At 61.9% G+C, this 23,510-nt stretch carries 18 protein-coding genes; 11 read left to right on the plus strand and 7 right to left on the minus strand.

All coding sequences use genetic code 11. The features are described 5' to 3' along the window. Genes AYR66_RS20570 through AYR66_RS20580 form a run of 3 tightly spaced genes read left to right on the plus strand, consistent with a single transcriptional unit; the run spans position 1 to position 3,694 of the window. Positions 1 to 1,218, plus strand: coding sequence for a TIGR04063 family PEP-CTERM/XrtA system glycosyltransferase (locus AYR66_RS20570; RefSeq protein ID WP_088709056.1), 1,218 nt, complete (start codon positions 1 to 3; stop codon positions 1,216 to 1,218). Then, the gene (locus AYR66_RS20575) at positions 1,215 to 2,327 is read left to right on the plus strand and encodes a glycosyltransferase family 4 protein (RefSeq protein ID WP_088709057.1); all 1,113 of its coding nucleotides are present in this window, start codon (positions 1,215 to 1,217) and stop codon (positions 2,325 to 2,327) included. The genes AYR66_RS20570 and AYR66_RS20575 overlap by 4 nt, the downstream gene beginning before the upstream one ends. After that, positions 2,324 to 3,694 carry a phenylacetate--CoA ligase family protein gene (locus AYR66_RS20580; RefSeq protein WP_088709058.1) on the plus strand — a complete coding sequence of 457 codons (1,371 nt, stop codon included), beginning with the start codon at positions 2,324 to 2,326 and terminating at the stop codon, positions 3,692 to 3,694. The genes AYR66_RS20575 and AYR66_RS20580 overlap by 4 nt, the downstream gene beginning before the upstream one ends. On the opposite strand, the gene AYR66_RS20585 is transcribed toward AYR66_RS20580, so the two are convergent. Beyond that, on the minus strand, positions 3,691 to 5,193 hold the full coding sequence (locus tag AYR66_RS20585) for a lipopolysaccharide biosynthesis protein (RefSeq protein WP_088709059.1): 1,503 nt from the start codon (positions 5,191 to 5,193) through the stop codon (positions 3,691 to 3,693). The two genes, AYR66_RS20580 and AYR66_RS20585, sit on opposite strands and share 4 nt — an antisense overlap. Positions 5,194 to 5,405: 212 nt before the next feature. Here AYR66_RS20585 and AYR66_RS20590 point away from each other — a divergent pair, with 212 nt between their 5' ends. The 4 genes from AYR66_RS20590 (at position 5,406) to AYR66_RS20605 (ending at position 10,102) form a co-directional block, all read left to right on the plus strand. Next, positions 5,406 to 6,719, plus strand: coding sequence for a putative O-glycosylation ligase, exosortase A system-associated (locus AYR66_RS20590; protein ID WP_088709060.1), 1,314 nt, complete (start codon positions 5,406 to 5,408; stop codon positions 6,717 to 6,719). A 23-nt stretch (positions 6,720 to 6,742) separates the two neighbouring features. Further along, complete coding sequence (locus AYR66_RS20595) at positions 6,743 to 7,777, plus strand: polysaccharide deacetylase family protein (protein ID WP_234814961.1); 1,035 nt, start codon at positions 6,743 to 6,745, stop codon at positions 7,775 to 7,777. Between the two features lie 61 nt (positions 7,778 to 7,838). Continuing rightward, the gene (locus AYR66_RS20600; protein ID WP_088709061.1) at positions 7,839 to 8,915 is read left to right on the plus strand and encodes a sugar-transfer associated ATP-grasp domain-containing protein; all 1,077 of its coding nucleotides are present in this window, start codon (positions 7,839 to 7,841) and stop codon (positions 8,913 to 8,915) included. Positions 8,916 to 8,923: 8 nt separating this feature from the next. After that, complete coding sequence (locus AYR66_RS20605; protein ID WP_088709062.1) at positions 8,924 to 10,102, plus strand: sugar-transfer associated ATP-grasp domain-containing protein; 1,179 nt, start codon at positions 8,924 to 8,926, stop codon at positions 10,100 to 10,102. Positions 10,103 to 10,142: 40 nt separating this feature from the next. Here the strand turns inward: AYR66_RS20605 and AYR66_RS20610 are convergent, their stop codons facing one another. From AYR66_RS20610 to AYR66_RS20635, 6 genes are all read right to left on the minus strand, one after another. Next, positions 10,143 to 12,050, minus strand: a complete 1,908-nt coding sequence (locus AYR66_RS20610) for an InlB B-repeat-containing protein (RefSeq protein ID WP_088709063.1) — start codon at positions 12,048 to 12,050, stop codon at positions 10,143 to 10,145. A 57-nt stretch (positions 12,051 to 12,107) separates the two neighbouring features. Then, the gene (locus AYR66_RS20615; RefSeq protein WP_088709064.1) at positions 12,108 to 14,135 is read right to left on the minus strand and encodes a hypothetical protein; all 2,028 of its coding nucleotides are present in this window, start codon (positions 14,133 to 14,135) and stop codon (positions 12,108 to 12,110) included. Between the two features lie 3 nt (positions 14,136 to 14,138). After that, positions 14,139 to 14,594 (minus strand): hypothetical protein, encoded by a 456-nt coding sequence (locus tag AYR66_RS20620; protein ID WP_088709065.1) that lies wholly within the window; start codon positions 14,592 to 14,594, stop codon positions 14,139 to 14,141. Between the two features lie 284 nt (positions 14,595 to 14,878). Beyond that, the gene (locus tag AYR66_RS20625) at positions 14,879 to 16,732 is read right to left on the minus strand and encodes an asparagine synthetase B family protein (RefSeq protein ID WP_088709066.1); all 1,854 of its coding nucleotides are present in this window, start codon (positions 16,730 to 16,732) and stop codon (positions 14,879 to 14,881) included. Between the two features lie 63 nt (positions 16,733 to 16,795). Next, positions 16,796 to 18,031 (minus strand): pyridoxal-dependent decarboxylase, exosortase A system-associated, encoded by a 1,236-nt coding sequence (locus tag AYR66_RS20630; RefSeq protein ID WP_088709067.1) that lies wholly within the window; start codon positions 18,029 to 18,031, stop codon positions 16,796 to 16,798. Then, positions 18,028 to 19,614 carry an acyl-CoA ligase (AMP-forming), exosortase A system-associated gene (locus AYR66_RS20635; RefSeq protein WP_088709068.1) on the minus strand — a complete coding sequence of 529 codons (1,587 nt, stop codon included), beginning with the start codon at positions 19,612 to 19,614 and terminating at the stop codon, positions 18,028 to 18,030. Before AYR66_RS20635 ends, AYR66_RS20630 begins: the two co-directional genes overlap by 4 nt. Before the next feature lie 371 nt (positions 19,615 to 19,985). Between AYR66_RS20635 and AYR66_RS20640 the strand changes: the two genes are divergently transcribed. Genes AYR66_RS20640 through AYR66_RS20655 form a run of 4 tightly spaced genes read left to right on the plus strand, consistent with a single transcriptional unit; the run spans position 19,986 to position 23,378 of the window. Further along, positions 19,986 to 21,185 carry an aminotransferase class I/II-fold pyridoxal phosphate-dependent enzyme gene (locus tag AYR66_RS20640; protein WP_088709069.1) on the plus strand — a complete coding sequence of 400 codons (1,200 nt, stop codon included), beginning with the start codon at positions 19,986 to 19,988 and terminating at the stop codon, positions 21,183 to 21,185. A gap of 56 nt (positions 21,186 to 21,241) precedes the next feature. Continuing rightward, a complete protein-coding gene (locus AYR66_RS20645) occupies positions 21,242 to 22,237 on the plus strand; it encodes a GNAT family N-acetyltransferase (protein WP_234814962.1) in 996 nt (331 codons plus the stop codon). Between the two features lie 43 nt (positions 22,238 to 22,280). Then, a complete protein-coding gene (locus AYR66_RS20650) occupies positions 22,281 to 22,532 on the plus strand; it encodes an acyl carrier protein (protein ID WP_088709071.1) in 252 nt (83 codons plus the stop codon). Positions 22,533 to 22,550: 18 nt separating this feature from the next. Next, positions 22,551 to 23,378, plus strand: coding sequence for a hydrolase 2, exosortase A system-associated (locus AYR66_RS20655; RefSeq protein ID WP_088709072.1), 828 nt, complete (start codon positions 22,551 to 22,553; stop codon positions 23,376 to 23,378). Positions 23,379 to 23,510 lie beyond the last annotated feature (132 nt).

A 23,510-nucleotide genomic window follows, 5' to 3' on the forward strand; every position in this document is an offset into this window, starting at 1 on the left:
GTGCGCATCCTGCATGTCCTCGACCATTCGATCCCGCTGCACAGCGGCTATACCTTCCGCACGCTCTCCATCCTGAAGGAGCAGCGCGCGCTCGGCTGGGAGACCTGCCACATCACCGGTCCCAAGCAGGGCAAATTCGATGGCCCCGACGAAGACGTCGACGGCTGGCATTTCTTCCGCACACCGCCCTCGACCTCGCTCATGGGACGCATGCCCGTGCTTAAGCAGCTGGCGGTCATCGACCAGCTTGAAAAACGGCTGGCGGAGGCAGCCAGGGAAGTCAGGCCCGACATCCTGCACGCGCATTCGCCGGCGCTGAACGGCATTGCCGCGCTGCGCGTGGGCCGCAAGCTCAACATCCCTGTCGTTTATGAAGTGCGCGCCTTCTGGGAGGACGCTGCAGTCGACCACGGCACCAGTACCGAGTGGGGCATGCGCTACCGGCTGACGCGGGCGATGGAAACGCGCGCCTTGCGCGAAGCGGACGCTGTCACGACGATTTGCGAAGGCCTGCGCGGTGACATCCTCGAACGCGGTATTCCTGCACAAAAAGTGACGGTGATCCCCAACGCCGTGAACATCGAGGATTTCCAGACCGACGAACAGCCCGACCTCGCGCTCGCGGAAAAGCTCGGACTGACCGGCAAGGTGGTGCTTGGCTTCATCGGCTCCTTTTATGCCTACGAAGGCCTCGACATCCTGCTGAGCGCATTGCCCATCATGCTGGCGCGCAATCCGGACATCCGCGTGCTGCTGGTCGGCGGCGGACCGCAGGAAAAGGAATTGAAGGCGCTCGCCACCCAACTCGGCGTGCAAGACCAGGTGATCTTCACCGGCCGCGTGCCGCACCAGGAGGTACAGCGCTACTACAACCTCATCGACGTGCTGGCGTACCCGCGCCTGCGCATGCGCCTGACCGACCTCGTCACCCCCCTCAAGCCGCTGGAAGCGATGGCGCAGGGGCGGCTGATGGTGGCGTCGAACGTCGGCGGCCACCACGAGCTGATCCAGGACGGCAAGACCGGGGTGCTGTTCGAAGCCGGCAATCCGCAGGCGCTGGCCGACAAGACGCTGGACCTGCTCGCCGCCGCCGAACGCTGGCCGGTGCTGCGCAAGGCCGCGCGCGAATTCGTCGAGACGGAGCGCAACTGGCCGCGCAGTGTCGCACGCTACCAGGACATCTACGGCCGCCTCCTGGAGCGAGGCAACCGACAATGAACCCGAAGACCTTGCGCATCGGCCTCGTCGGCCCGCTGCCGCCGCCTTCCGGCGGCATGGCGAACCAGACCCTGCAGCTGGCGAAGCTGCTGGGCGAGGAAGGCGTCAAGGTCGAAGTCATCCAGGTCAACCGCCCGTATTCCCCTGCCTGGGTCGAGAACCTGCGCGGCGTGCGTGCGGTGTTCCGGCTCGTGCCCTACCTCACCCGCCTGTTCACGTCGGCGCGCGATGTCGACCTCTACCATGTGATGGCCAATTCCGGCTGGTCATGGCATCTGTTCGCGGCGCCGGCCATCTGGATCGCGGCGCTCAGGGGCAAGCCGGTGGTGGTCAATTACCGGGGCGGCGAGGCCGATGCCTTCCTGCAGAAGTCGCTTTCCTGGGTCAAGGCGAGCATGATGCGCGCCGATGTGCTCATCGTCCCCTCCGGCTTCTTGAAGGCGGTGTTCGGCAAGTACGGCATTCCAGCCGAGGTCGTGCCCAACATCATCAATCTCGACCGGTTTTCGTCAACCGGGACTGCGCGCCGGCGCGAGGATACGCCATGCCTTCTCGTCGCGCGCAACCTGGAACCGATCTACGACAATGCGACGGCAATCCGTGCAGCCGCGATCGTGCGCGAGACTGTTCCCGGACTGCGCCTCGTCGTTGCCGGTTCGGGGCCGGAGCGTCCGATGCTGGAAGCCCTTGCCCGCGAACTCGGCATCGCCGATGCCGTGACCTTCACCGGCCGGGTTGACAACGCCGACATGGCAGCGCTGTACCGCGGCGCGGACATCATGCTCAACCCCAGCCTTGTCGATAACATGCCGAACTCCGTGCTGGAAGCGCTTGCCAGCGGCGTTCCGGTCATCAGTACCAACGTTGGCGGTGTTCCCTATATCGTCGAGCACGGCAAGACGGCATTGCTGGTGCCGCCGAAGAGCCCCGGGGAAATGGCCGCAGCGATCGCATCCCTCCTCGCCGACCCGTCACTGGCAGGCAGGTTGCGCGATGCCGGGATCGAGTCGGTGCAGCAATATACCTGGGCCAATGTCCGCGAGCGGTTGCTGCGAACCTACGAACAAGTCCTCGCCAAACGGACCAACGCCGTGCTGGAACAAACGTGAACAACCCTACGCCAAAATCCACCGACTTCTACACCTCGCTGATCTCCGGGGTGATGTTCCCCCTGCACGAGAAGCTCAAGCGGCACGACACGGTCGCGTTGCGCAAGGCCATGGAAGAATCGCAGTGGTGGAGCCCGGCGCGCCTGAAAGAGTTGCAGCTCGAGCGGCTGCAAAGGCTGCTGGTCCATGCACAGCAGCACGTACCCTACTACCGCGAGCTGTTCGCACGTATCGGCTTCCGCGCCGAGGATGTCCGTTCGCTGGACGACCTTGCCCGCCTGCCCCTGCTCGACAAGGCGGCGATCCGCGCCAACACTGACGGCCTAAGGGCCGACAATGCGCGCGACCTTGCCCGTTTCAACACCGGCGGCTCCAGCGGACAGCCGCTGATCTTCTACATCGGCAAGGAACGCGTCAGTCATGACGTCGCCGCGAAATGGCGTGCTACCCGCTGGTGGAATGTCGACATCGGCGACGCGGAAATCGTGGTGTGGGGATCGCCCATCGAACTCGGCGCACAGGATACGGTGCGTGCGCTGCGTGATCGCATGCTGCGCACCAAGCTGCTGCCGGCCTTCGAAATGTCGGAAGCCAAGCTCGACGGCTTCCTCGCCGAAATCCGCGCCCGGCGGCCGAAGATGCTGTTCGGTTACCCGTCCGCCCTGTCGCATATCGCACGCCATGCCGACGCCAGGGGCATCCGCATGAACGATCTCGGCATCCGCGTTGCTTTCGTGACGTCTGAGCGGCTGTACGACGAACAGCGGAACCAGATCAGCAAGACCTTCGGCTGCCCCGTTGCCAATGGCTACGGCGGCCGCGACGCCGGATTCATTGCCCACCAGTGCCCGGCGGGCGGCATGCACGTCACGGCTGAAGACATCATTGTCGAGATCGTCGGCCAGGACGGCCAAGTCCTGCCGCACGGTGAATCGGGCGAAATTGTGGTGACGCACCTGGCCACGCGCGACTTCCCATTCATCCGCTATCGCACCGGCGATGTTGCCACGCTCGACACCAAATCCTGCTCCTGCGGTCGTGGCCTGCCCCTGATCCGCGAAATCCAGGGCCGCACCACCGACTTTGTGGTGACGCACGATGGCGCGGTAATGCACGGTCTCGCGCTAATCTATATCCTGCGCGACCTGCCGGAAGTGAAGGCGTTCAAGATCGTGCAGGAAAGCCGCGAACACATGCGCGTACTCGTAGTGCCGGAACACGAACTCGGCAAGGATATCGCCGCGAAGATCGAGCGCGGCTTCAAGGCACGCCTCGGCCAGGACGTGACGATCGATATCGAAGTGGTGTCGGAGATACCGGCGGAGAAATCAGGGAAATTCCGCTACGTCGTGAGCAAGGTGGCCTAACCGCCAAGGATATTGACGTCCAGCCCGAGCTTGCGCAGTAACTGCTCGATCTTGCCGAAGGTCATCCGTTCTGCCCCCTGCGGGCATCCTGCATAGCGCCACAGGGCGTACAGGGTAACGGCGTAGACCACCGCCCCTGCCAGCACGCACACGAGCAGCGCAACGAGATACGCCGCGCTTTCCCCCTTCAGGACGAAGACGCTTTTCATGCCGAAGACGACAGCCGCCATGAGCAGCGATGCTGCCAGTGGCCTGATGAGCCGCAATGAGAATGTCGTCGTCGAGAGCTGCAACTGCCGCGCGATCAGGAACTGGTTGACCGGTGTCATGAGCACGACAGAACCGAGGAAGGCCCAGGCCGCCCCGGTTGCGCCCCAATAGAGAATGCCAGGCACCAGCAGGCTCAGCAGGAGCACGAACTGGATGGCCCCGACAACGGTGACATAGGCGAGATGGCCGGTCGCCAGGTAGATGTAGGAAATATTGGTCTGCAGCGCCTGGATGACGCCGAAGATCGCGAGGATCTGGATGAGCGGAATGGCGGACATCCACTTCCATCCCAGCACGGCAGGCACCATCAGGTCCGCGACCGATACGATCCCGATGCCGGCGGGCAGCGCGAACAGTGCAATCATCGAGATCACGTTGAGGAAGCTGTTACGCAAGGCCTCGATCTCCTGTGCCACACGTGCGTAGCCCGGAAATGCGGCGCGGTTGATCGGTGCCACCAGCTCGGTGGTCGGCAGTGTCGAGATTTCGGAGGCAATCGTGTAGACGCCGAGGACGCCGGCGCCGCCGAGGCGGCCGATCACCAGTTCGGCGGCGCGGCCGTTGAGGAATTGCAGGATGTTGTTCATGATCAGCCACTTGGAACTATGGAACAGTTCCACCTTGGCTTTCAGGGAAAAGCGCGGGCGGTAATCGCTGACGTAGTACGACAGCGCCACGGACACGAAGGTACCGGTCAACTGTCCGATCACCAGCGCCCAGTAATTGCGCAGCCAGAAGGCAAGCGGGATGGTGACCAGCAGGCTGGCCATGCGTTTGCCGAGCAAGAACTTGAACTCACGGTCGAAGCGCATTTCGCGCCGAAAGATGACCGGGCCGATGTTGGAAAGGCCCTGCGCGGCAAACCCGAGCGCGAGCAGGTAAACCGCCAGTTCCAGCCGCGGCTCCGCATAAAATCGTGCGGCGGGACCGGCCAGCAGAGCAAGGACGCCTCCGCACAGCGCGGCAAAGAGCACGCTTAGCGTCCACGCGGTATCGAACTGCTCGCGTCCGGCATCCGGGTTCTGGATCAGGGGAACGTCGAAGCTGAAAGCAATCAGCAGCTGCAGCGCGCCGATCAGGATCATCGCCATCGCGACCAGGCCGAAATCTTCCGGCACCAGCAGTCGCGCCAGGATCACCGTACTGACCAGGCCGAGTCCGCGGTCGATCATCTTGAACGACACCATCCAGGCTGCGCCTTTGGCGATTTTGTTGTCGATGTCTTTCAAGGGAGCAGTCCTGGAGGCGTATTGCGGGGCGGAGGCGGGACAATGGCCGAGAGTAGTAGATGCCGTACGGAAGTGTCAAGGCGGCAATGGCGAAGTCCGCAAAGTACAAATTCGCCTGTAATATACTCCAAGCAATTTCTGACGATCAGGATGCGCCGGAACACGTACAACATTGCCATGAGGCAACTTGAGCAGCTACTCCCCGAGGCACCATGAGAGATATCATCATCACCCTGATCGTCTTCGGATCGCTGCCCTTCTTTTTCAAGAAGCCGATCATCGGCCTGCTGATGTGGGTGTGGATCAGCGTGATGAATCCGCACACGCTGAGCTGGGGCTTTGCCTCCTCGTTCCCGTTCGCCGCGATCATCGCCGCCACGCTGCTCGCCGCGCTACTCGTGACCAAGGAGCCGAAAGGCCTGCCGCTGACCGGTGTCACCATCACCTTCATCGCCTTCTTCGTCTGGATCAATATCAGCACCCTATTCGCGCTGCAGCCGGACCTTGTGTACGAGCAGTGGATCAAGGTCGTGAAGATCATGGTGATGATCCTCGTGACACTGATGGTGCTGAAGACCAGGGAGCATGTGCAGACCTTCATGTGGGTGCTGGTCCTGTCCCTCGCCTTCTATGGTGTCAAGGGTGGCATTTTCACTCTGACCAGCGGCGGACAATACCGAGTCTGGGGGCCGGTCGGCACCTTCATCGGCGGCAACAACGAAATTGCCCTCGCGCTCATCATGGCGATTCCACTGATGCACTACCTGCAGCTGCTTACGACCAACAAGTGGATACGCCACGGCCTGACCGGCTCCATCCTGCTTTGCGCATTGGCGGCGATCGGCTCCTATTCCCGTGGTGCGCTGCTCGCCATCGCGGCGATGGCATTCTTCATGTGGCTAAAGAGCAGCAAGAAAGCCATGCTCGGCATCCTCATGATCCTTACGATCCCGCTCCTCGTGATCTTCATGCCGGACCAATGGGGCGAGCGCATGGACACCATCGGCACCTACCAGGAAGACGCCTCCGCCATGGGCCGCATCAATGCATGGATCATGGCCTATAACCTTGCCATGGACCGCCCGCTTACCGGTGGCGGATTCGAGATCTACGACTTGCAGACTTTTGAGCGCTATGCGCCCATTCCGACCGATGTGCATGCCGCCCACAGCATCTATTTCCAGGCGCTTGGCGAGCACGGCTGGGTTGGGCTCGGCCTGTACCTCCTGCTCGGCTTCCTGACCTGGCGCTCCTGTTCCTGGATCCTGCGCAATACTGCGAGGAGGGACGACCTGAAATGGGCGCATAGCTTTGCCGCGATGTCGCAGGTGAGTATCATCGGCTTCGCCGTCGGCGGCGCCTTCCTGAGCCTGCTCTACTTCGATGTGCCGTACTACCTGATGGCGGCCATCGTGGTCACGCGCATCATCGTCGCCAATGAGCTGAAAGCCGCGGGAGCTCCCACCAGCTCGTGGCGCACCACGCCTTCCACATCCTTCATCAACCGGCCCGGCGTGACGCACTGAACTGATAAATACGCAAACACCGCATGCACAATACTGCTGAGACCAACAACACGGCACAGCCCCTGGCCCGCGCGGGCAGCGATTTCGGATGGTCATCGGTCGCCGGCCGCGCCGCCATGCGCCTGCTCTCGCCCGGCAAGGGGGACGCGCGCCTGTCTATCCTGATCTACCATCGTGTCCTGCCGGCCCGTGACCCGCTGTTTCCGGGAGAAGTGGATGCGCAAGACTTCGAGCGCCAGATGCGGCTGGTGCAGTCCTCATTCAACATCATCCCCCTGGCGGATGCGGTCCGGGCATTGCGCAACAAGACCCTGCCGCCGCGCGCGGCCTGCATCACATTCGATGACGGCTATGCCGATAACGCCGAGGTCGCGCTCCCTATCCTGCGCCGCCTCGGCATACCGGCAACCTTCTTCATTGCGACGGGCTTCCTGGATGGCGGGCGCATGTGGAACGACACGGTCATCGAGCTCGTCCGTGCCGCACCCGGGCCACTTCTTGACCTGGAGGCTGTCGGCTTCGGCCGCATTGATGTTGCCAGCATCCTGCAACGGCAGCAGGCGATTTCCAGCCTGATCGGCAAGCTGAAATATTTGCCGTTGCAGGAGCGCCAGGATCGAATTGATGCGATGTGCGACCACGCCAGCCTTTCCCTGCCGGATAAGCTGATGATGACTTCAGGACAGGTCCGGGAACTGCATGGCGCGGGCATGGAAATCGGTGGCCATACGGTGAACCATCCCATCCTCGCGCGCCTGGACGCGAAGGCCGCGCGCCGCGAAATCGCGGAAGGCAAGGAAGCGCTGGAAGGGATCATCGGCGCCCCGGTCCGGCTGTTCGCCTATCCCAACGGTAAGCCGGCGCGGGACTACCTGGCGGAGCATGTCGGGATCGTCAGGGAGCTGGGGTTCGACGCCGCGGTGTCGACCGCGTGGGGCGCTACCGCATCCGACCCCGACCTGTACCAGCTGCCGCGGTTCACCCCATGGGACCAGGGCGCGAACAAGTTCCTGCTGCGGATGGGCCGGAACCTGCTGAAACGGGCGGAGCGTGTCTGACATCGTTGCTTTTTGCCATGTCCGTATGTAACCTGCAGTCATCTCCGCGAGGTGACTGCACATGGCAAAGCTAACGAAGCTTCTCAGGTACGCGTCCCAGGCCAAGGCACAGACGGGCAAGGGTTATCTCGCGCAGTGGATGGAAGTGTTCCGGCTTGCGCGACGCGGCCGGCGACTCGGCGTGGAAGAGTACTACGAGCTGGAGATCTTCAATGACCGCCTGTACCCTGCGCCACGCAAGGATGACTGCGTTGGATGGCGTGCCAGCGCCGAAGTGGACAAACGCCTCAATCACCCGTACTGGCGTGCCATTGCCAACGACAAGCTGCTTAACTATGCGCTGCTGCAGCATTTCGCATTGCCGAGTCCGGTCACGATTGCCGTCTACTCGACCGAAGGCCGCCGCGTAGGCAATGAGCGATGCCTTCGCTCGGAGCGCGAACTGCGCGAGTATGTATCGCAGTCGCTTACGTTCCCCGTATTTGTGAAACCGATCTGCGGCGCGTACGGACGCGGCACCTTTCTATTCACCGCTCATGATCCGCAAACGGACAGCCTGGTCGACAAAACAGGAAGACGCGTCACCGTCGATGAATTTGTAACAGCATGCCAAACCCCCAGTTTCCACGGCATGCTCTTTCAGGAATGCCTGCTCCCTCACCCCGAAGTCCGCGCGCTGACCGGCGGAACAACGAGTTGCGTGCGGATGATCCTCCTGGTGAACGACAACCGGCCAAAGGTCCACATGACGTTCTGGAAGATCGCGCGCGTGAACAACATTACCGACAATTTCTGCATGGGAGAAACCGGCAACCTGCTGGCATGGATCTCGACGGAAAACGGGACAATCGAGAATGTCGTTTCCGGTTTGTGGCCCGCGGCGCACGCTGTGCAGAAGCATCCCGACACGGGGGCGCCTCTGCTTGGCAAGACGCTGCCTGACTGGGAAAAGGCAAAGCAATTGTGCCTGTCCGCAGCTGTCCATTTCCCTGGCTTGCGCCTGCAAAACTGGGACGTCGCCTTTTGCGAACAGGGCCCGGTGCTCATGGAATTGAACACGGAATCCGACCTTGCCATCCCGCAGTATCTGGCGCGAAGGCCCTTCGTGGATGATGCTGTCCGGCTGGCACTCGCTTAGGGGCGAAAATGCAGATCCCAGGTACACGTGCGCTTGGTAGCCGGCTGTCGCAGCTTCATGAGTATCGTGAATGGGCGTTGCTCGCGCAGGAGCAGACAGGGAAGGGCATCCTCACGCAGGTTCGCGAAATCCATGCATTGAAATCCCTCGGCGGGCAATGCGGAATCACGGACTACTACTGGTTCAAGCTGTATGCAGATGAGTACCTGAATGGGGGCGGTGCGCGCGATTTCCTTGGGTGGCGCCTGCAGGGGCAATTCAATCTTGCGCTCAATCCGAGACACGTCGTGCTCCCCGCCTGGGACAAGTGCGTGTTCATGCAGATGGCCACATCAGCCGGCTTGCCGGTCGCGCCCGTCCTGGCATGCTTTCATCCTGCCGGCCGCATTGCGGAGAGCCTCGGCGTCCACCTGAAGACAGTGAAGGACGCAGCAGCCTTCCTCCGTGACCCGTCGCTGTATCCATTGTTCTGCAAGCCAGCCTATTCCCAGCAGGGATACGGCTCCGCCTATCTTGCTGGCTACGACGCCGCGACAGACCGGCTGGATCTCCTGGATGGCAGGTCGATCACTGTCGATGACTTCCTCAAGCGATTGGAGGAGACGGTCGACCGCCGCTATCACAAGCCGCAATGCGGCTTCCTGTTCCAGCAGTCGCTAACGCTCGCGCCGGAAATCCGCGCACTCACGCAATGGTCCGCGATTTGCGGTGTGCGCATCATCTGCCTGAACGGGCCGGACGGCGTCAAACCGGTCCGGGCAATCTGGAAAATAGCGGTTCCGCCCAACCACGTGGACAACTTCAGCCTCGGCAAATATGGAAACCTGCTGGCGAACGTCGACCTGGAAAGCGGAGAGATCACCAGGGTGATCGGCGGACTGTGGCCAAAGACCCAGGTGTACTCGCACCATCCGATAACCGGGCTGCCCCTGGCAGGGTTCAGGATTCCAGGATGGGACAAGGTGCTCCATGCCTGCCGCATGGGTGGTGTCGTATTCCCGCTGATGAGGATTCATCATTGGGATTTTGCAATCACCGACAAGGGACCGATGATCCTGGAGCTGAACGATCTCGGCGGAACTGAAATAGCCCAGGTCCACGGACACGGACTATTGACGGAAGAGATCCGCGAATTCATCAAGCGTCACGCCAATCCGGGGATGCATCCCTGGATCAGGACGCTGTAAAGAAAAAAGGGGGCCGCAGCCCCCTTCCCCACGCGCCCGGTCAGGCGGGCGGCTTGTACAGGAACACATTCTGCCCGACGTCATTGACGAGGACGAACACGCCTTTCGACGGGCTGTAGCGGAAGCGGCCGTAGGTGCCCCACTGCTGCTGGATGCCCGGGTCGTCGCCGGTTGCGGCAAGCTTGCTCCATGCCGCGGTGGCGGGATTGAACGTATAGACATCACGTCCGCCGCCCCACGCGAAGAACTGGTCGCGCGCATCAACATACACGAAGCCAGGCCGGGTGCCGAGGCCGGCAGGCGCGGTGCCCGTCACGGGGATGTCCATGTAGGTCGGGCTTGCCGTCAGGGTGGCTGGCATGCCGATGTTCCAGCGGCGCATGGCGTAGGTGCCATCCGTCTTCGGGAACATGACATACAGGTGGTTGCGCTTGCGATCGATATCCGTGCCGCCGCCCGCGTCATAGTTGTTGAGGCCGTAAGATTTCCACGTATTTGTCATCGGATCGTACTCGCCGATCTTCCCTTGTTCGCCTGCCACCGTCCACATATGTCCGGCTGCGTCGACCGCGGTTTGCCCGCGGCCGCCGACACCTGCCGGCTTGTCGGCCATGCGCGACCACAGTCCGGTCGTCGGCGAATAGCAGACCGCGGTCGGCGACGCGCTCTGTCCGCTCGGATAGTAGGCGGCCGTGCCGATGTAGCAGTAACGGTCGTTCTTGTGGTCGACGAAGACGCCGCCATAAGTGTGTGAGGAGCGCGGCTGTTGCAGGTCGAGTTGCGACACGACCGGTTCGACGAAGCATTTGTCGAACGCGACATACTCGCCGTTCATGACGGTATCCGGCAGGCTGAGCACACCTTTCGGATAGAAGCCGCAGGTCTCGACCCGTTTGTCGGTCCATCCCGCCCCGGGCGTGGATCCCGTAGCGCCGCCACCCATTTCGGTCAGGCGCTTCCACTTCATGTCTGCAAGGTCGAAGGCAAAGATGTTGTTGTACCAGGAATCGCCATGGCCGCCGCCGTACACGATCATGCGGTCGCGCGATTCGTCGTACGCGCCGCCGCTCCAAGCCATGATCACCGAGGCGCAGGCATAGGAGTTGTATGGCGCGGGGCAGACATCCTTCATCATTGTCGATGGCAATGCCTTCCAGGAATTGGGCGGCATGGCGGCCACGATATCGTTGATCGAACCGGCAGTCGATGTTGTGACGGGCGCGCTTTCGAAGATGGCCGTGACGCCCAGGGCCGAAGTCACCGAGACGGCACAGATCGAGCTTGTGCCGCTGCAGGCGCCGCTCCAGCCCTTGAACGTGTAACCGGTTGCCGGCACCGCGCTCAGCGTGACCGAGGTGCCGCCGGTATAGGGCTCGCTGCAATCCACGCCGCAACTGATACCAGCCGGCGAAGATGTGACGGAGCCCGAACCGGACTTGGCGACGCTCAGGGTATAGGTCGCAGGCGTCACGGAGACGGCCTCGAAGCTGGCTGTCACGCTCCGCGCTGCCGTCATCGAGACCGAACAGGTCTGGGTGGTGCCTGTGCATGCGCCTCCCCAGCCCTTGAACAGGTATCCCGACGCAGGGACGGCAGACAAGGTAACGGCGGTGCCGTTGGCGTACGCTTCGCTGCAATCCGTGCCGCAGACGATACCGGCCGGTAAGGAATTGACCGTGCCTGAACCGGACCGGGTGACGCTGAGCGTATAGGCTGTCGACGGCTTCTTGCGATTTCCCTCGTCCGTGGCGGCTGCTGCCTGTTCGGGCTGCGCCGATGCGAGTGCCGCCTGCAGGGTTTCACCGCCCGAACTAGCCGTTTGCGCCGCCTCGGCGGATGAACCCGATACCGCCGGCGCCTGGCCGCCGCCGCATGCGGTCAGCGCCAGTGCCAGGATCATGGTCGTTGCCGCAGCCGGGAGGCGCAGCAGGTATTGCTTTGCTTTCATCTGGATTTCTCTGGCCGCCGCGGCGGCCCTTTCTTGCTGGACTTGAAGTTGGACCTGTCAGGCGTTCCGCGGACGGACGCTCCATACCGGCTGCGTGTTCATGCTGCTTACCAGCAACGGCCAGTTCGCAGCGCCGGTCATCCGGCGATAAGCATCGAGTGCGCCGGGAACGCTGTGCTCGACGGCGTAGGCGATCGCAGGCTGGAGGTTGCCCCAGTAACTGGTCGCGTCCGGGAAATAGCCGCCACGCAGGTCGCCGGCAATGCCGCTGTTGGGACTGCCCGTCGTCGCAGTGTAGGCCTGTCCCCAATCGGCAAACCACGGCCCCGTGCCGCCGGTGTAATCTGGCGTATCGCTTGGGGCGATTGCGACGGTATAGACCGCAGCGTCGCGATACAGGTATTCGGTCGGTGCCGTGCCGCCCAGGCGGCCGATGATGCTGCGCGCCTTCCATGCGAAGAACTCCCGCATCCTGGTCTTGCCGGTTGCGGAAAGCGGAAGGTCCATGTCGAGGGCGTAGCCATACGAAGCTGTGAAGAAATCCTGCATCCACGCCGCTTCGAAATATTTGCCGTCGCCGTTGGTGGTGTAGTCCGAATAGGGCTGCACGAAACCGAGCGGATTGTTCGCCATCGCAACATAGCGGCCGTGGTAGAAGTTCACGTTCGACTCGAGCGAGGCTAGGAATTCGCCGCGCAGCGCGGTATCGCTGTCCGGCGTGATACATGCTGCCTGCGCCAGCGTGCGTGTCGCCCAGGCCGCGCCGCGGGTTGTGTTGGCGCCCGCATTGCTCAGCAGGACGCCGGCCGAGAACTGGCGCTGGGTATCCGTATTTTTGAGATAGTGGACAGTCGCCGCGAACTGCACTTCTTCCATGAAGTAGAAGCGGCCGGTCAGCAGATAGGCCATGAAGCCCACGGATGGATGGTGCGTGGAATTCCAGGTCGGCGGTGTAGTGCCGGTAGCCGTCGGCGTATAGGTGTTCTTCGACGATGCGCCAGTGCCGGCGAGACCGCTGCTGCCGTCAAGGACGAGGTTGGGATAGCTGGAAAAACGCAATGGCCGCTGGGTGCGCTCGTCGCGGAAGTGGATGCCGTAGCGTCCGGCGCTGTAGGCATTGACGATCACGCCGGCGTAAGCACGCAGGTCGCTGCTTGCAAGGTAGGCTGCGTCCCATTCGGGCAGGAGGCCGATTGAACCGTGATAACCGGCAGTCCCCATTCCCGCCGGATAATTGCCCTGCTGGAGCGGCGTATACGTTTGCGCAAGGCTGGACCAGAACGTGGCGGTCGACGACAGTTGGCCGCGATACGCGGGCACCAGGCGCGCGGCCTGCAGGTAAGCCTTGTCATGGGTAGGCGTCAGCTTCGGATCGCTGCCCAGCCAGTGGGACAGCGCGGTGCCCGACACCAGTACCGTACGCGTGTGGTTGAGCAGGTCGAAGGCAGCGCTGAAGCGCTGCGTGCCGCCGAGGGTAAAGGAATAGGTAGCGTTCTTGTTGGTCGGGGCGGCGACGGTGAGGTAGCCGTTTTCAATCCAGGGCAGGACTTCGACGGCGCCGCCCTTGTACAGCCGGACTTCGAGCCAACCGACTAGATGCGCATCGCTGCCGACCGGCTTGCGGTAGATCCAGGAGCTCATGAACGGGCCGCGGATCCATTCCATGAAAGGCGCATCCCAGTCGGTGCCGGACCACGCGGCGGAACCGAAATTGCCTGCACCGATGGCGGCCGAAATGCCTGTTGCCTTCAGGTCGGCGAGGGATAGCGCGACCGCAGTCGATGCCTGGCCGATGCCCAACCCGATGGTCTTGGGGCCGGCCGCCGTGAACGAGGTCAAGCCGGACACGATCGCGAACTTCACGGAACCGTCCGGCCAGGCATTCTTGGGCACGACCTGGAGTTCCGGGATATTGCCGATCGCGCTGGAACCTGCCGGAATCTCGCCCTTGCGGAAAGCGTGCCCAATCGTGAACGGCAAGTTGTTGCCGGCCTGCGCTGCGGTCACCTGGAAGGATGCGGACAAGACAGGCGCCGGCTGCACCTGGACGGTGAACGGCGGGGACGATACTTTATGCTTCGGCATGACTCAGCCCTCCATCGCGGTCAGGATGTGGCCGCTGGTCGCGGCGGCGCTGCCGACACCGTCATAAACAAAGCTCCTGGTCGCCGAATCGAAGGTCACGCCTGGCGGCAGGGCGAGCTCGTTCTTGAGGATGGTGAGCGCTGCCGTATCGTCATCCGAAACATACGCTGCGACGGAGAATGTCGATGCCACGCCTTCGGTGAAAGTGATGGTCGGAATCTCGTTCCATACCGGCGCACGGTCAGCCGCCGCGGTCTGCACATCGGGTGCAGACGGATTTTGCTGCGTCGGGGTGGCACGTGCAGCGGCTGCCCCTTCTGCGAGATCGGCAGTGCCGGAAGCGCCACCGCCACCACATGCGGTGACAGCGACGGCTGCCGCAGTCATGCTCATGTTGCGCAGGAATACGCGTCGGGTGATGCGGTGTGCGAGGCCGGTTTGGATATCGGATTCAGTCATGGCAGGAATTCCTGAAATATTGAGAGAGGATTAAGCATTGCCACTACAGCATCTTGCCGCAGTGCAGCTTGCCGCCACATCATTGAGCTCTGTCCGCCGGTTGTATACCCCGGTTACAAATTCTCATGAAAGGAAACAATTTTCCCAATTACAAGCCTGTGACCATTTCCAGCAGGAATTAGTTCCGACAGGCATTTATTCGGGCGATATGCTGCTAGCGTATTCATGACAACAAGGATCAAAAAGCAAAAACGCCCCGTTTCGGGGCGTTTTATCGGCTGCAGTCAAAAGCGCGCAAACTCCTCGCGCCGCCTGAACCACTGCTCCATCATCATCAGCACCCAGACCATGGTGCCGTGATACCCGGCATGCTCGTTCAGCCGCTGCTCGAGCCCGTCGATAAAATCCGCGCGCACTATACCCCGCGCTTTCAGGCCGGACAGGCTGTCGGTGGCCAGTTCGCGCAGTGCCTTGTGCCTCTGCAGCCATACGCCGAAGGGCAGGCCGAAGCCGTGCTTTTGCTTGGTGATGATTTCGTCCGGCAGGATGCCACGCAGTGCCTCCTTGAAGAAGTAGCGCAGCTTGGTGCCCTTGAGCTTGAGCTGCGGCGCAAGGCGCGCCGAGAATGCGACCATCTCGTCATTCAGGAAGGGGAAGGCCACTTCCATACCAGCCAGCTCGCATGCCTTCACCACCTTGGGCAGGTCGTTGTCCGCCAGGGTTACCTTCAGGTCAAGCGCCAGCATGCGGTTGATGAGCGTCTGCGCCTGCGACTCGTTGTAAGTCTGTTCCAGCAGCGCCAACGGCAAGTCAGGCCGGGCAGCAGCCAGGAACTCGGGCGTGAACACTGCCGACGCGCCATAGCGCTCGAGCAGGTTGTAGGTTTCGAGTCGTGCCGGCATCGGGACGGACGCCTGTTGAATATAGCTGCGCGCCTTGCGCACCGGCATGATGAGGTCTCCGGCAGGCATGCCGAAGATCGCCGGCTCCATCACTCCCTTGCGGATCAGGCGGGGCACGCGTTCATACAGCGCGAACACATGCTGTTTTGCATAGCGCTCGTTGCCTCCGAACAGCTCATCGCCGCCGTCGCCCCCGAGCATGCGAGTCAGCCCGTCGCGCCGTGCCATGCGCGCGCAGTAGAAGGCAGGCACGGCGGAGGCGTTACCAAAGGGCTGGTCGAACACGCCGGCGATCTCGGGGATCGCGTTCACCACGTCGTCCGGCGTCACATAGTACTCATGGTGGTCGGTGCCGAATCGCCTGGAGGCGATGCGGGCATATTCCATTTCATCGTAGCCCTCGGCCTCGAAACCGATCGAGTAGGTCTTGGCTGGCTGTCCGCCGACTTCGGTGAGGAAGCCGGCAATGGTGGAGCTGTCAGTGCCGCCGCTCAGGAAGGCGCCGATCTTCTGTCCGCCCATGGCCTCGCGCACGCTCTTGCGCAGCAATTCGAGGAAGGCTTCCTTGTGGTCTTCCACGCCGCCGGCATCGTCTTCACTGAACTGCATCTGCCAGTATCGGCGCTTGCTCGCTTCGCCCTTGCGGAAGACGAGGCATTCGCCGGGCAACAGGCGTTGCTGCCCTTTGTACACGGTCCCCGGTCCGGGAATCATGTGGAAGTAAACGTAGTTGTACAGTGCCTGCGGATCGATTTCAGGAGGCGCCGCCGGATGGCGGATGATCGCATCCGCCGACGAGCCGAACACAAGGCAATTGCCGCTCTGCTGCCAAGTTAGCGAGTGGGTACCCATGCGGTCAATGGCGAGCATGGCTTCGCCGGCATCCTCATCGATGATGCACAATGCGAACGCGCCGCTCAGCAGAGTGCATACCTGGTCCGGGCGATCCCGGTACAGTCCGGCCAGCGTGACCGCGAGGCCCTCGGCCTGCGCCCGCTGCATCAGCCGCGCGTCACTGAACCCCGCCGCCCCCCACAGCGCAACCAGCAAGCCATCCTGCCGGTATACATGGGTGGAGCCCTCTCCGGCCGCAACTGCCAAAGCACCACGCCGTCCAGTCAGGGCCTGCACCGGACTCGCGTCGAAGCGCGTGAGCGGCGCAGCCATGCCATCGATCAGTTTCTGCTTGTCGCCATCGGCCGCGCCGAGGTCGAGCCAACCACATACACCACTCACTGCCGCTCCCTTCGCAGGCGTGCCATCAGGGGCCGCGCTGCCATCGTTGACTTTATTCGAACATCAGACCAGCACTTCGAGCGCGGCCGGATGGCTGAGGAAGGCGGACGGGCTTGCCGTCATGCCGTAGGCCCCGGATTGAAAAACGACAACCAGGTCGCCGACGTCGGCCCTCGCCATTTCCATCTGGTCGGCCAGCAGGTCGAGCGGCGTGCACAGCGGCCCGACTACGGAAACCACTTCCCGCTCCTGGCCCTGTACCCGGTTGCCGATAACGACAGGGTAATTCTTGCGGATCACCTGCCCGAAATTGCCTGAAGCCGAGAGATGATGGTGCAGCCCGCCGTCCGTCACGAGGAAGACTTGCCCGCGCGATACCTTGCGGTCCACCACACGCGCCACATAGACGCCGGCCTCGGCCACGAAATAGCGGCCGAGCTCGATAACCACATTCGCCTCGGGCAGTTGCCGCTGTACGTCGGGGAGCAAGCGCTTCAGGTTCTCGCCGATGGCCGCCACGTCGAGCCGTTCCTCGCCGGGAAAATACGGCACGCCGAAGCCGCCGCCGATGTTGAGCAGGCGCACCGGTCGCGGTGCATCGGCAGCCAGGCGGATCGCCAGTGCAAAAGTCTTTTCGTGCGCCTCCTGGATGGAAGCAGCCTTGAGGTTCTGCGACCCGGAAAAGATATGGAAGCCGTGGAAATCCAGTTGCAACTCGCCGATCCGGCGCAGCATGCCCGGCACGCGCTCGGCATCGACACCGAACTGCTTCGGCCCGCCGCCCATCTTCATGCCGGAAGACTTCAGCTCGAAATCGGGATTGACGCGCACCGCCACCTTCGGCTGGACGCCGAGCCCTGCCCCTATGCGCGCCACGCGTTCCATTTCTGCTTCGGACTCGAGGTTGATCACGATGCCGGACGCGATCGCGCAGGACAGTTCCGTGTCACTCTTGCCCGGGCCTGCAAAGCTGATCAGTTCCGGCTTCATGCCGGCATCCAGGGCTACGCGCAGTTCATTGCCCGATGCGACGTCGATGCCGTCCACCAGGCCCGCCATATGCTGCACCACTGCGGGCATCGGGTTTGCCTTCATCGCATAGTGCAGATGCACCTGCTCGGGGAGATGGCGGCGCAGCAGGGCCACGCGTTGCGTCATGGCTTCGCGATCATACGCATAGAACGGCGTCGCGCCGACGCGCTGCGCAAGGCGAGTCAGGGAAATGCCGCCAATCTGGAGACAATCGTCTTGTACGGGAAACTGGGTCAGGGCCGCGTGCTGCGGTCGGGCGTTGCTCATTCTTTGGTATCCGCGAAGATGTTTGCGTACTGCGTGGCGAGCAGCTTGCGGTCGATCTTGCCGTTGGGATTGCGCGGCAGGCTGCCTTCCCAGACGATGATCCGGTTGGGAAGCATGTAGTTGGGCAGGTGCGGTTTGCATGCAGCCAGCAACTTCTCGGCATCGAGCGGCGCACCGTCGCGCGGGCTGACCACGACCACAATCGCCTGGCCGAGCACCGGATGGGAAATGCCGAGGGCGGCAGCTTCGCCGACACCCTCCCGTCCATACATCACTTCCTCGACCTCGGTCGGACTGACACGGTAGCCCGACGTCTTGATCATCTCGTCGTTACGGCTGATGAAGTACAGGAAGCCCTCTTCATCCGCCCGCACAGTATCGCCGGACCACACTGCCATTTCGACGAGGGGCAAACCGTGTTGCGCGGGTCGGATGGGCTTGAAGCGCTCCGCGGTTTTTTGCGTATCGTTCCAGTAGCCCAGCGACACCAGCGCGCCTCGGTGTACCAGTTCGCCGGGTTCGTTGGGCGCGCACTCGGAACCATCGGGGCGCAGCACCATGATTTCCGCATTGGGAATAGCCTTGCCCATCGAATCGGGATGGCGGTCCACCTCGGACGGCGGCAGGTAGGTCGAGCGGAAGGCTTCGGTCAGGCCGTACATGAGGTAGGGCTTGGCCCTGGGCAGCGCGGCACGCAATCTGTCGAGTGTTGCGCGCGGCATCGCCCCGCCGGAATTGGTGAAATAGCGAATGGTCGCCTGCTCCGGCCATTGCAGGTCGGCGAGCTGGATCCACAAAGGCGGCACGGCAGCCAATCCTGTGATCCGCTCCGCTTCGACTGCCTTGACGATGTCACGCGCCAGGAGGTGGTTCATCAGCACGGCAGTGGCGCCGGTGTGGAAAGCGGTGGTGAGCTGGCTCAGGCCATAGTCGAAACTGAGTGGCAGCACGGCAAGGATGCGGTCTTCAGGTGTGTTCTCGAGATAGCTTGCAACGCTGCGTGCGCCGGCCACCATGTTCCGGTGCGACAGGACGACACCCTTCGGTTTGCCGGTGCTGCCCGAGGTGTACAGGATCGCCGTCATGTCCGTATCGATCACACGATGCCGCGCCCTGCCGGCGCCGGCCGCCTGCACTGCTTCCCATCCGATGACTGTTGCGCCGCCGATCTGCCTGCGTTCGTCGGTGCCGCCAACGACCAGCACCGTATGCAGATCCCTGCAGTGATGCAGCGCTTCTTCGAGCAGGCGCAAGCGGTCGGCCGAGGTGACGAGGATGCGGACATTGCAGTCGTTCATGATGTAGGCCACCTGCTCCGGCTTGAGGAGCGGGTTGACCGGAACGAACGCACCGCCTGCGCGCGACGCGCCAAACAGCGAGAGCACTGTCTCGTGGCGCTTCTCGAGATAGACCGCGACGCGCTCCCCGCGCGCCAGCCCCAGTTCGAGATAAGCATTGGCGCAGCGCTCGATGCCTGCCGCCAGTGCCGAGTAGCTGAGTCGTTTTCCCTGGTACACCAGCGCTTCCGCTTCGGGGGTTCGATCTGCAGACGAGAAAGCAAATTCGTGAATGAGGTCAGTCATTTGTCGGGGGCGCGGAGTGATTTTCCTGAGTGCAGTTGGGAGATTGACTCGTCGCAAGTTTAATTGCGAATTGATAATAAAAAGGGGTTACAATTTGAAATAATATATGTTTTCTAAATGAAAACAATAGAATGCAACGTGGCTACAAAAATTGCTGTGGCAACGTGTTGTTTCAAGCAAATTTGCAATCGATTCCATGTGGAAACAAAGGTACGATCTGGAAATGAAACCTATTCTGCTTGGAAACATTTAACGCAGTTCGAGGGACGACGATGAGCGCGTGTTTTCTTTGGTGTCCGGGCAGCTGCATCCTTCGACAGCCATGTCGCGCCAGCTGCTGATGTGCGCCACGGACAAATCAAGATCTCGCGATGGTCGCCTATCCCAAGTCCCAGATCCCTACGCAACCCGTGCTGTCCCTCGCCTCGTTCGCAGGCGCAAGTCGTCCCGCGCGCCTGGGCTCGATCCTTGACGTAGGTACCGCAAAATTCGTCACCAGCGGTCGCGTTGCAATCGCCCTCGCGCTGGTACAGATGGGCATCGGGAAAGGCGACAAGGTGCTTGTGCCCGCGTATCACTGCGCTTCCATGATCCAGCCCGTTGTCTGGGCAGGCGCCACTCCCGTCTTCTACAAAGTGCATCCGGACACATCCGTCGACCTTGAAGACGTGCTGGGCAAGCTCGACGGAACCGCAAAGATGCTGATGGCAACCAATTATTTCGGTTTTCCGCAGGACCTCGCGCAGCTGCGCCGTTTTTGCGACGAACACGGCCTCTACTTCCTGGAAGACTGCGCTCACTCCTTCCTGGGCACGCACCGGGACAAGCCGCTCGGCTCCTATGGCGATTACGCGATTGCAAGCGCCATGAAATTCTTTCCTGTCTATGAAGGCGGGTGCCTGGTCTCCAGCCGTCACGATATCCGGTCGCTGCGCCTGCATTCCGCCGGCTTGGGTTTTGAAGCCAAGTCGGCATTCAATGCTTTGGAAAAAGGATTTGCCTATGGCCGTATGTCCGTGCTGAAGGCTTTGCTTTCGCTTCCAATGAAAGCAAAGAACCTGCTCTGGTCGCACATCAAGAACGCGGCGCCGTCGAAATCTATTTCGCTCGGCCCCGGCGCGTCCGACGGCGGCTTCGCATTCGAACCCGGATGGCTGGACAAGAGCGCATCGCTCTTTTCCCGCATGCTGATCAGGACGGTACCGACTTCGCGCATCGCAGACAAGCGCCGCAACAATTATCTTCGCCTTCATGAAGCGCTCTCCGGCTTGCCGGGATGCCGCCCGCTGTTCGCTAAACTGCCCGAGGGTGTTGTTCCCTACGTCTACCCAATGGTTGCCGACAACCTTCCGGAGATATTCCCGAGACTGAAACATGCTGGCGTTCCCATCATCCGGTTCGCGGAATACCTTTGGGATGGCGTCGACGGCACTATCTGTCCGAACAGCGTCGAGCTTTCCAGGCACTGCCTCCAATTGCCCTGCCACCAGGAGCTGCGCCCGGAGGAGCTTGACTGGATGATCGAGAAATTCCGATCCATAACCCTATCTTCCGGAACGAACGCGATATGAGCTGGAGCCTGCATCCGATTAGTGAATTCGCCTCGCTGCGATACACCTGGAACAACTTGAACACAGAGGGCCTCAATTCCCCCCTGCTTGACCCCGATTTCGTGGCGCCGCTGCTCGAGGAATTCACAACCGGAAAGGAACTGATCGCCTGCCATACCCAGTCCGGTAAAGTCGATGCAATGGCCGTGCTGGCGCCGACACGGCGCGGCGCCTGGCACACGCTGCAACCCTCGCAAGCGCCGGTTGGCCTCTGGCTGCAGAGGCCGGGGCTGGAACTGGATTCCCTGCTTCCGTCCTTGCTGCGCAAACTCCCGGGGTTTCCCGTCGTGCTCGGCCTGACGCAGCAGGATCCGATGCTGCTGCCGCGCCCCCAGGACAGCAGCATCCTTCGAACGATGGACTATATCGAGACCGCCAGGATCAATCTTGTCGGCACGTTCGATGAATACTGGAGCCAGCGCGGCAAGAACCTGCGACACAACCTGAAGAAGCAGCGCAGTAAACTTGAGAACGAGGGGATCTCGCTGACCATGGAGATACTGAGGTCTCCGGCTGACGTGGCGAACGCGCTGGCGGAATACGGGCGTCTGGAATCCACAGGCTGGAAGGGCACGGAAGGCACAGCTGTCCATCCAGATAACGCTCAGGGACGGTTCTACCGGAAAATGCTGGAAGCCTTCTGTGCCCGCGGCTTGGGCAAGATATACCGCTACCGGTATAACGACCGCGTCGCAGCGATGAACCTTTGCATCAAGGGACGCAACAGTATCGTCGTGTTGAAGACCGCATATGACGAATCGATCAAGGATGGAAGTTCCCCGGCGTTCCTGCTGCGGCAGGACGAACTCAAGCAGATGTTCCAGGAACGCCACTTTGACTCCCTCGAGTTCTACGGAAAGGTCATGGATTGGCACCGTAAATGGACCGATGATATGCGCACCATTTACCACGTAAACTGCTACCGTTATGCCTTCCTCGCCCAGCTGCATCATGCCGTCAAGGGCAACCGCGCCGCCCCCAAGGAAGTGAGCGAAGCGACGCAGGACGCCTAGCCCGAAATACCCGTTATCCGCATTAGCAATCATCTGGACCGACATGCAATATTTTGACGACGTAAAGAACATCCTCTGCGACACGCTAGGCCTTACCGGCACCGCACGTTCGCTGACCCAGGACTCTGCCATCATGGGCGGCATCCCCGAATTTGATTCGATGGCTGTCGTTACTGTGCTGACTGCGCTGGAAGAGCACTTCGGCATCACTGTCGATGACGACGAGATCAGCGCATCGACATTTGAAACGCTGGGAACGCTGGTGCAATTCGTCGAGCGCAAGCTCGGCGAGTAATCCCCCGGGAACGACAAGATGGCCGCCCCATTTTTCCTGAAGACCGGTACTGGCGAGCGCTTCTGCCTCTACCATCCGCCGGCAGAAGGAAAGGCCGTGCGCAAGGCGTTCGTCTACATCCACCCCTTCGCAGAAGAAATGAACAAGGCGCGCCGCATGGCAGCGCTCCAATCGCGTGCCTTCGCACAGGCGGACATCGCCGTTCTGCAGATCGATCTGTACGGCTGCGGCGACAGCAGCGGCGACTTTGGCGATGCACGCTGGGACATCTGGCGGGACGACGTCCTCGCCGCCGCCGCCTGGCTCGAAAACCGGTGTGGCGTCACTGTCGGCCTGTGGGGATTGCGCATGGGCGCCCTGCTCGCGCTCGACACCGCCGCTTCAGCGGCACGTCCGGTAGATGAGCTGATCCTATGGCAGCCCGTGACTAACGGCGAAACTTTCCTGACCCAATTCCTCCGCATGCGCCTGGCCGGTGAAATGCTTGCAAATGGCGCCGAAAAATCGGGCGGCACACAAGAACTGCGCGAAAGGATGGCGGCAGGCGAAAGCCTGGAGGTCGCCGGCTACGAACTGTCACCGGCCCTTGCAGCAAGCCTCGACAGCCTGAATGCTGCGAAGCTGGCTCCCGCCGGCATTCCTGTCCACTGGTTCGAACTGGTCGCCGAAGAAGGCCGCCCGATGCCGCCTGCCTCAGCCAGGATTGCTTCCGCATGGGAAGAGCGAGGAGTACAGCTGCAACGCCACGTCGTTGCAGGTCCGGCCTTCTGGTCAAGCCAGGAAATCGCGGAGTGCCCTGCGCTACTGGCGGCGACGACCCGTCTTTCCGATGAGGTGCCGGCTTGAACGTCGAACAGCGTGCCGTCTGCTTCCCCTGCCGTGGCGACAGCCTCTATGGCATCCTCAGCCTGCCGGGCGCGCCCGCCGCACGCGGCGTGCTCGTGATTGTCGGCGGTCCGCAATACCGCGCGGGAAGCC

It is taken from the genome of Noviherbaspirillum denitrificans, assembly GCF_002211445.1.
Classification (GTDB): Bacteria; Pseudomonadota; Gammaproteobacteria; order Burkholderiales; family Burkholderiaceae_D; genus Noviherbaspirillum; species Noviherbaspirillum denitrificans.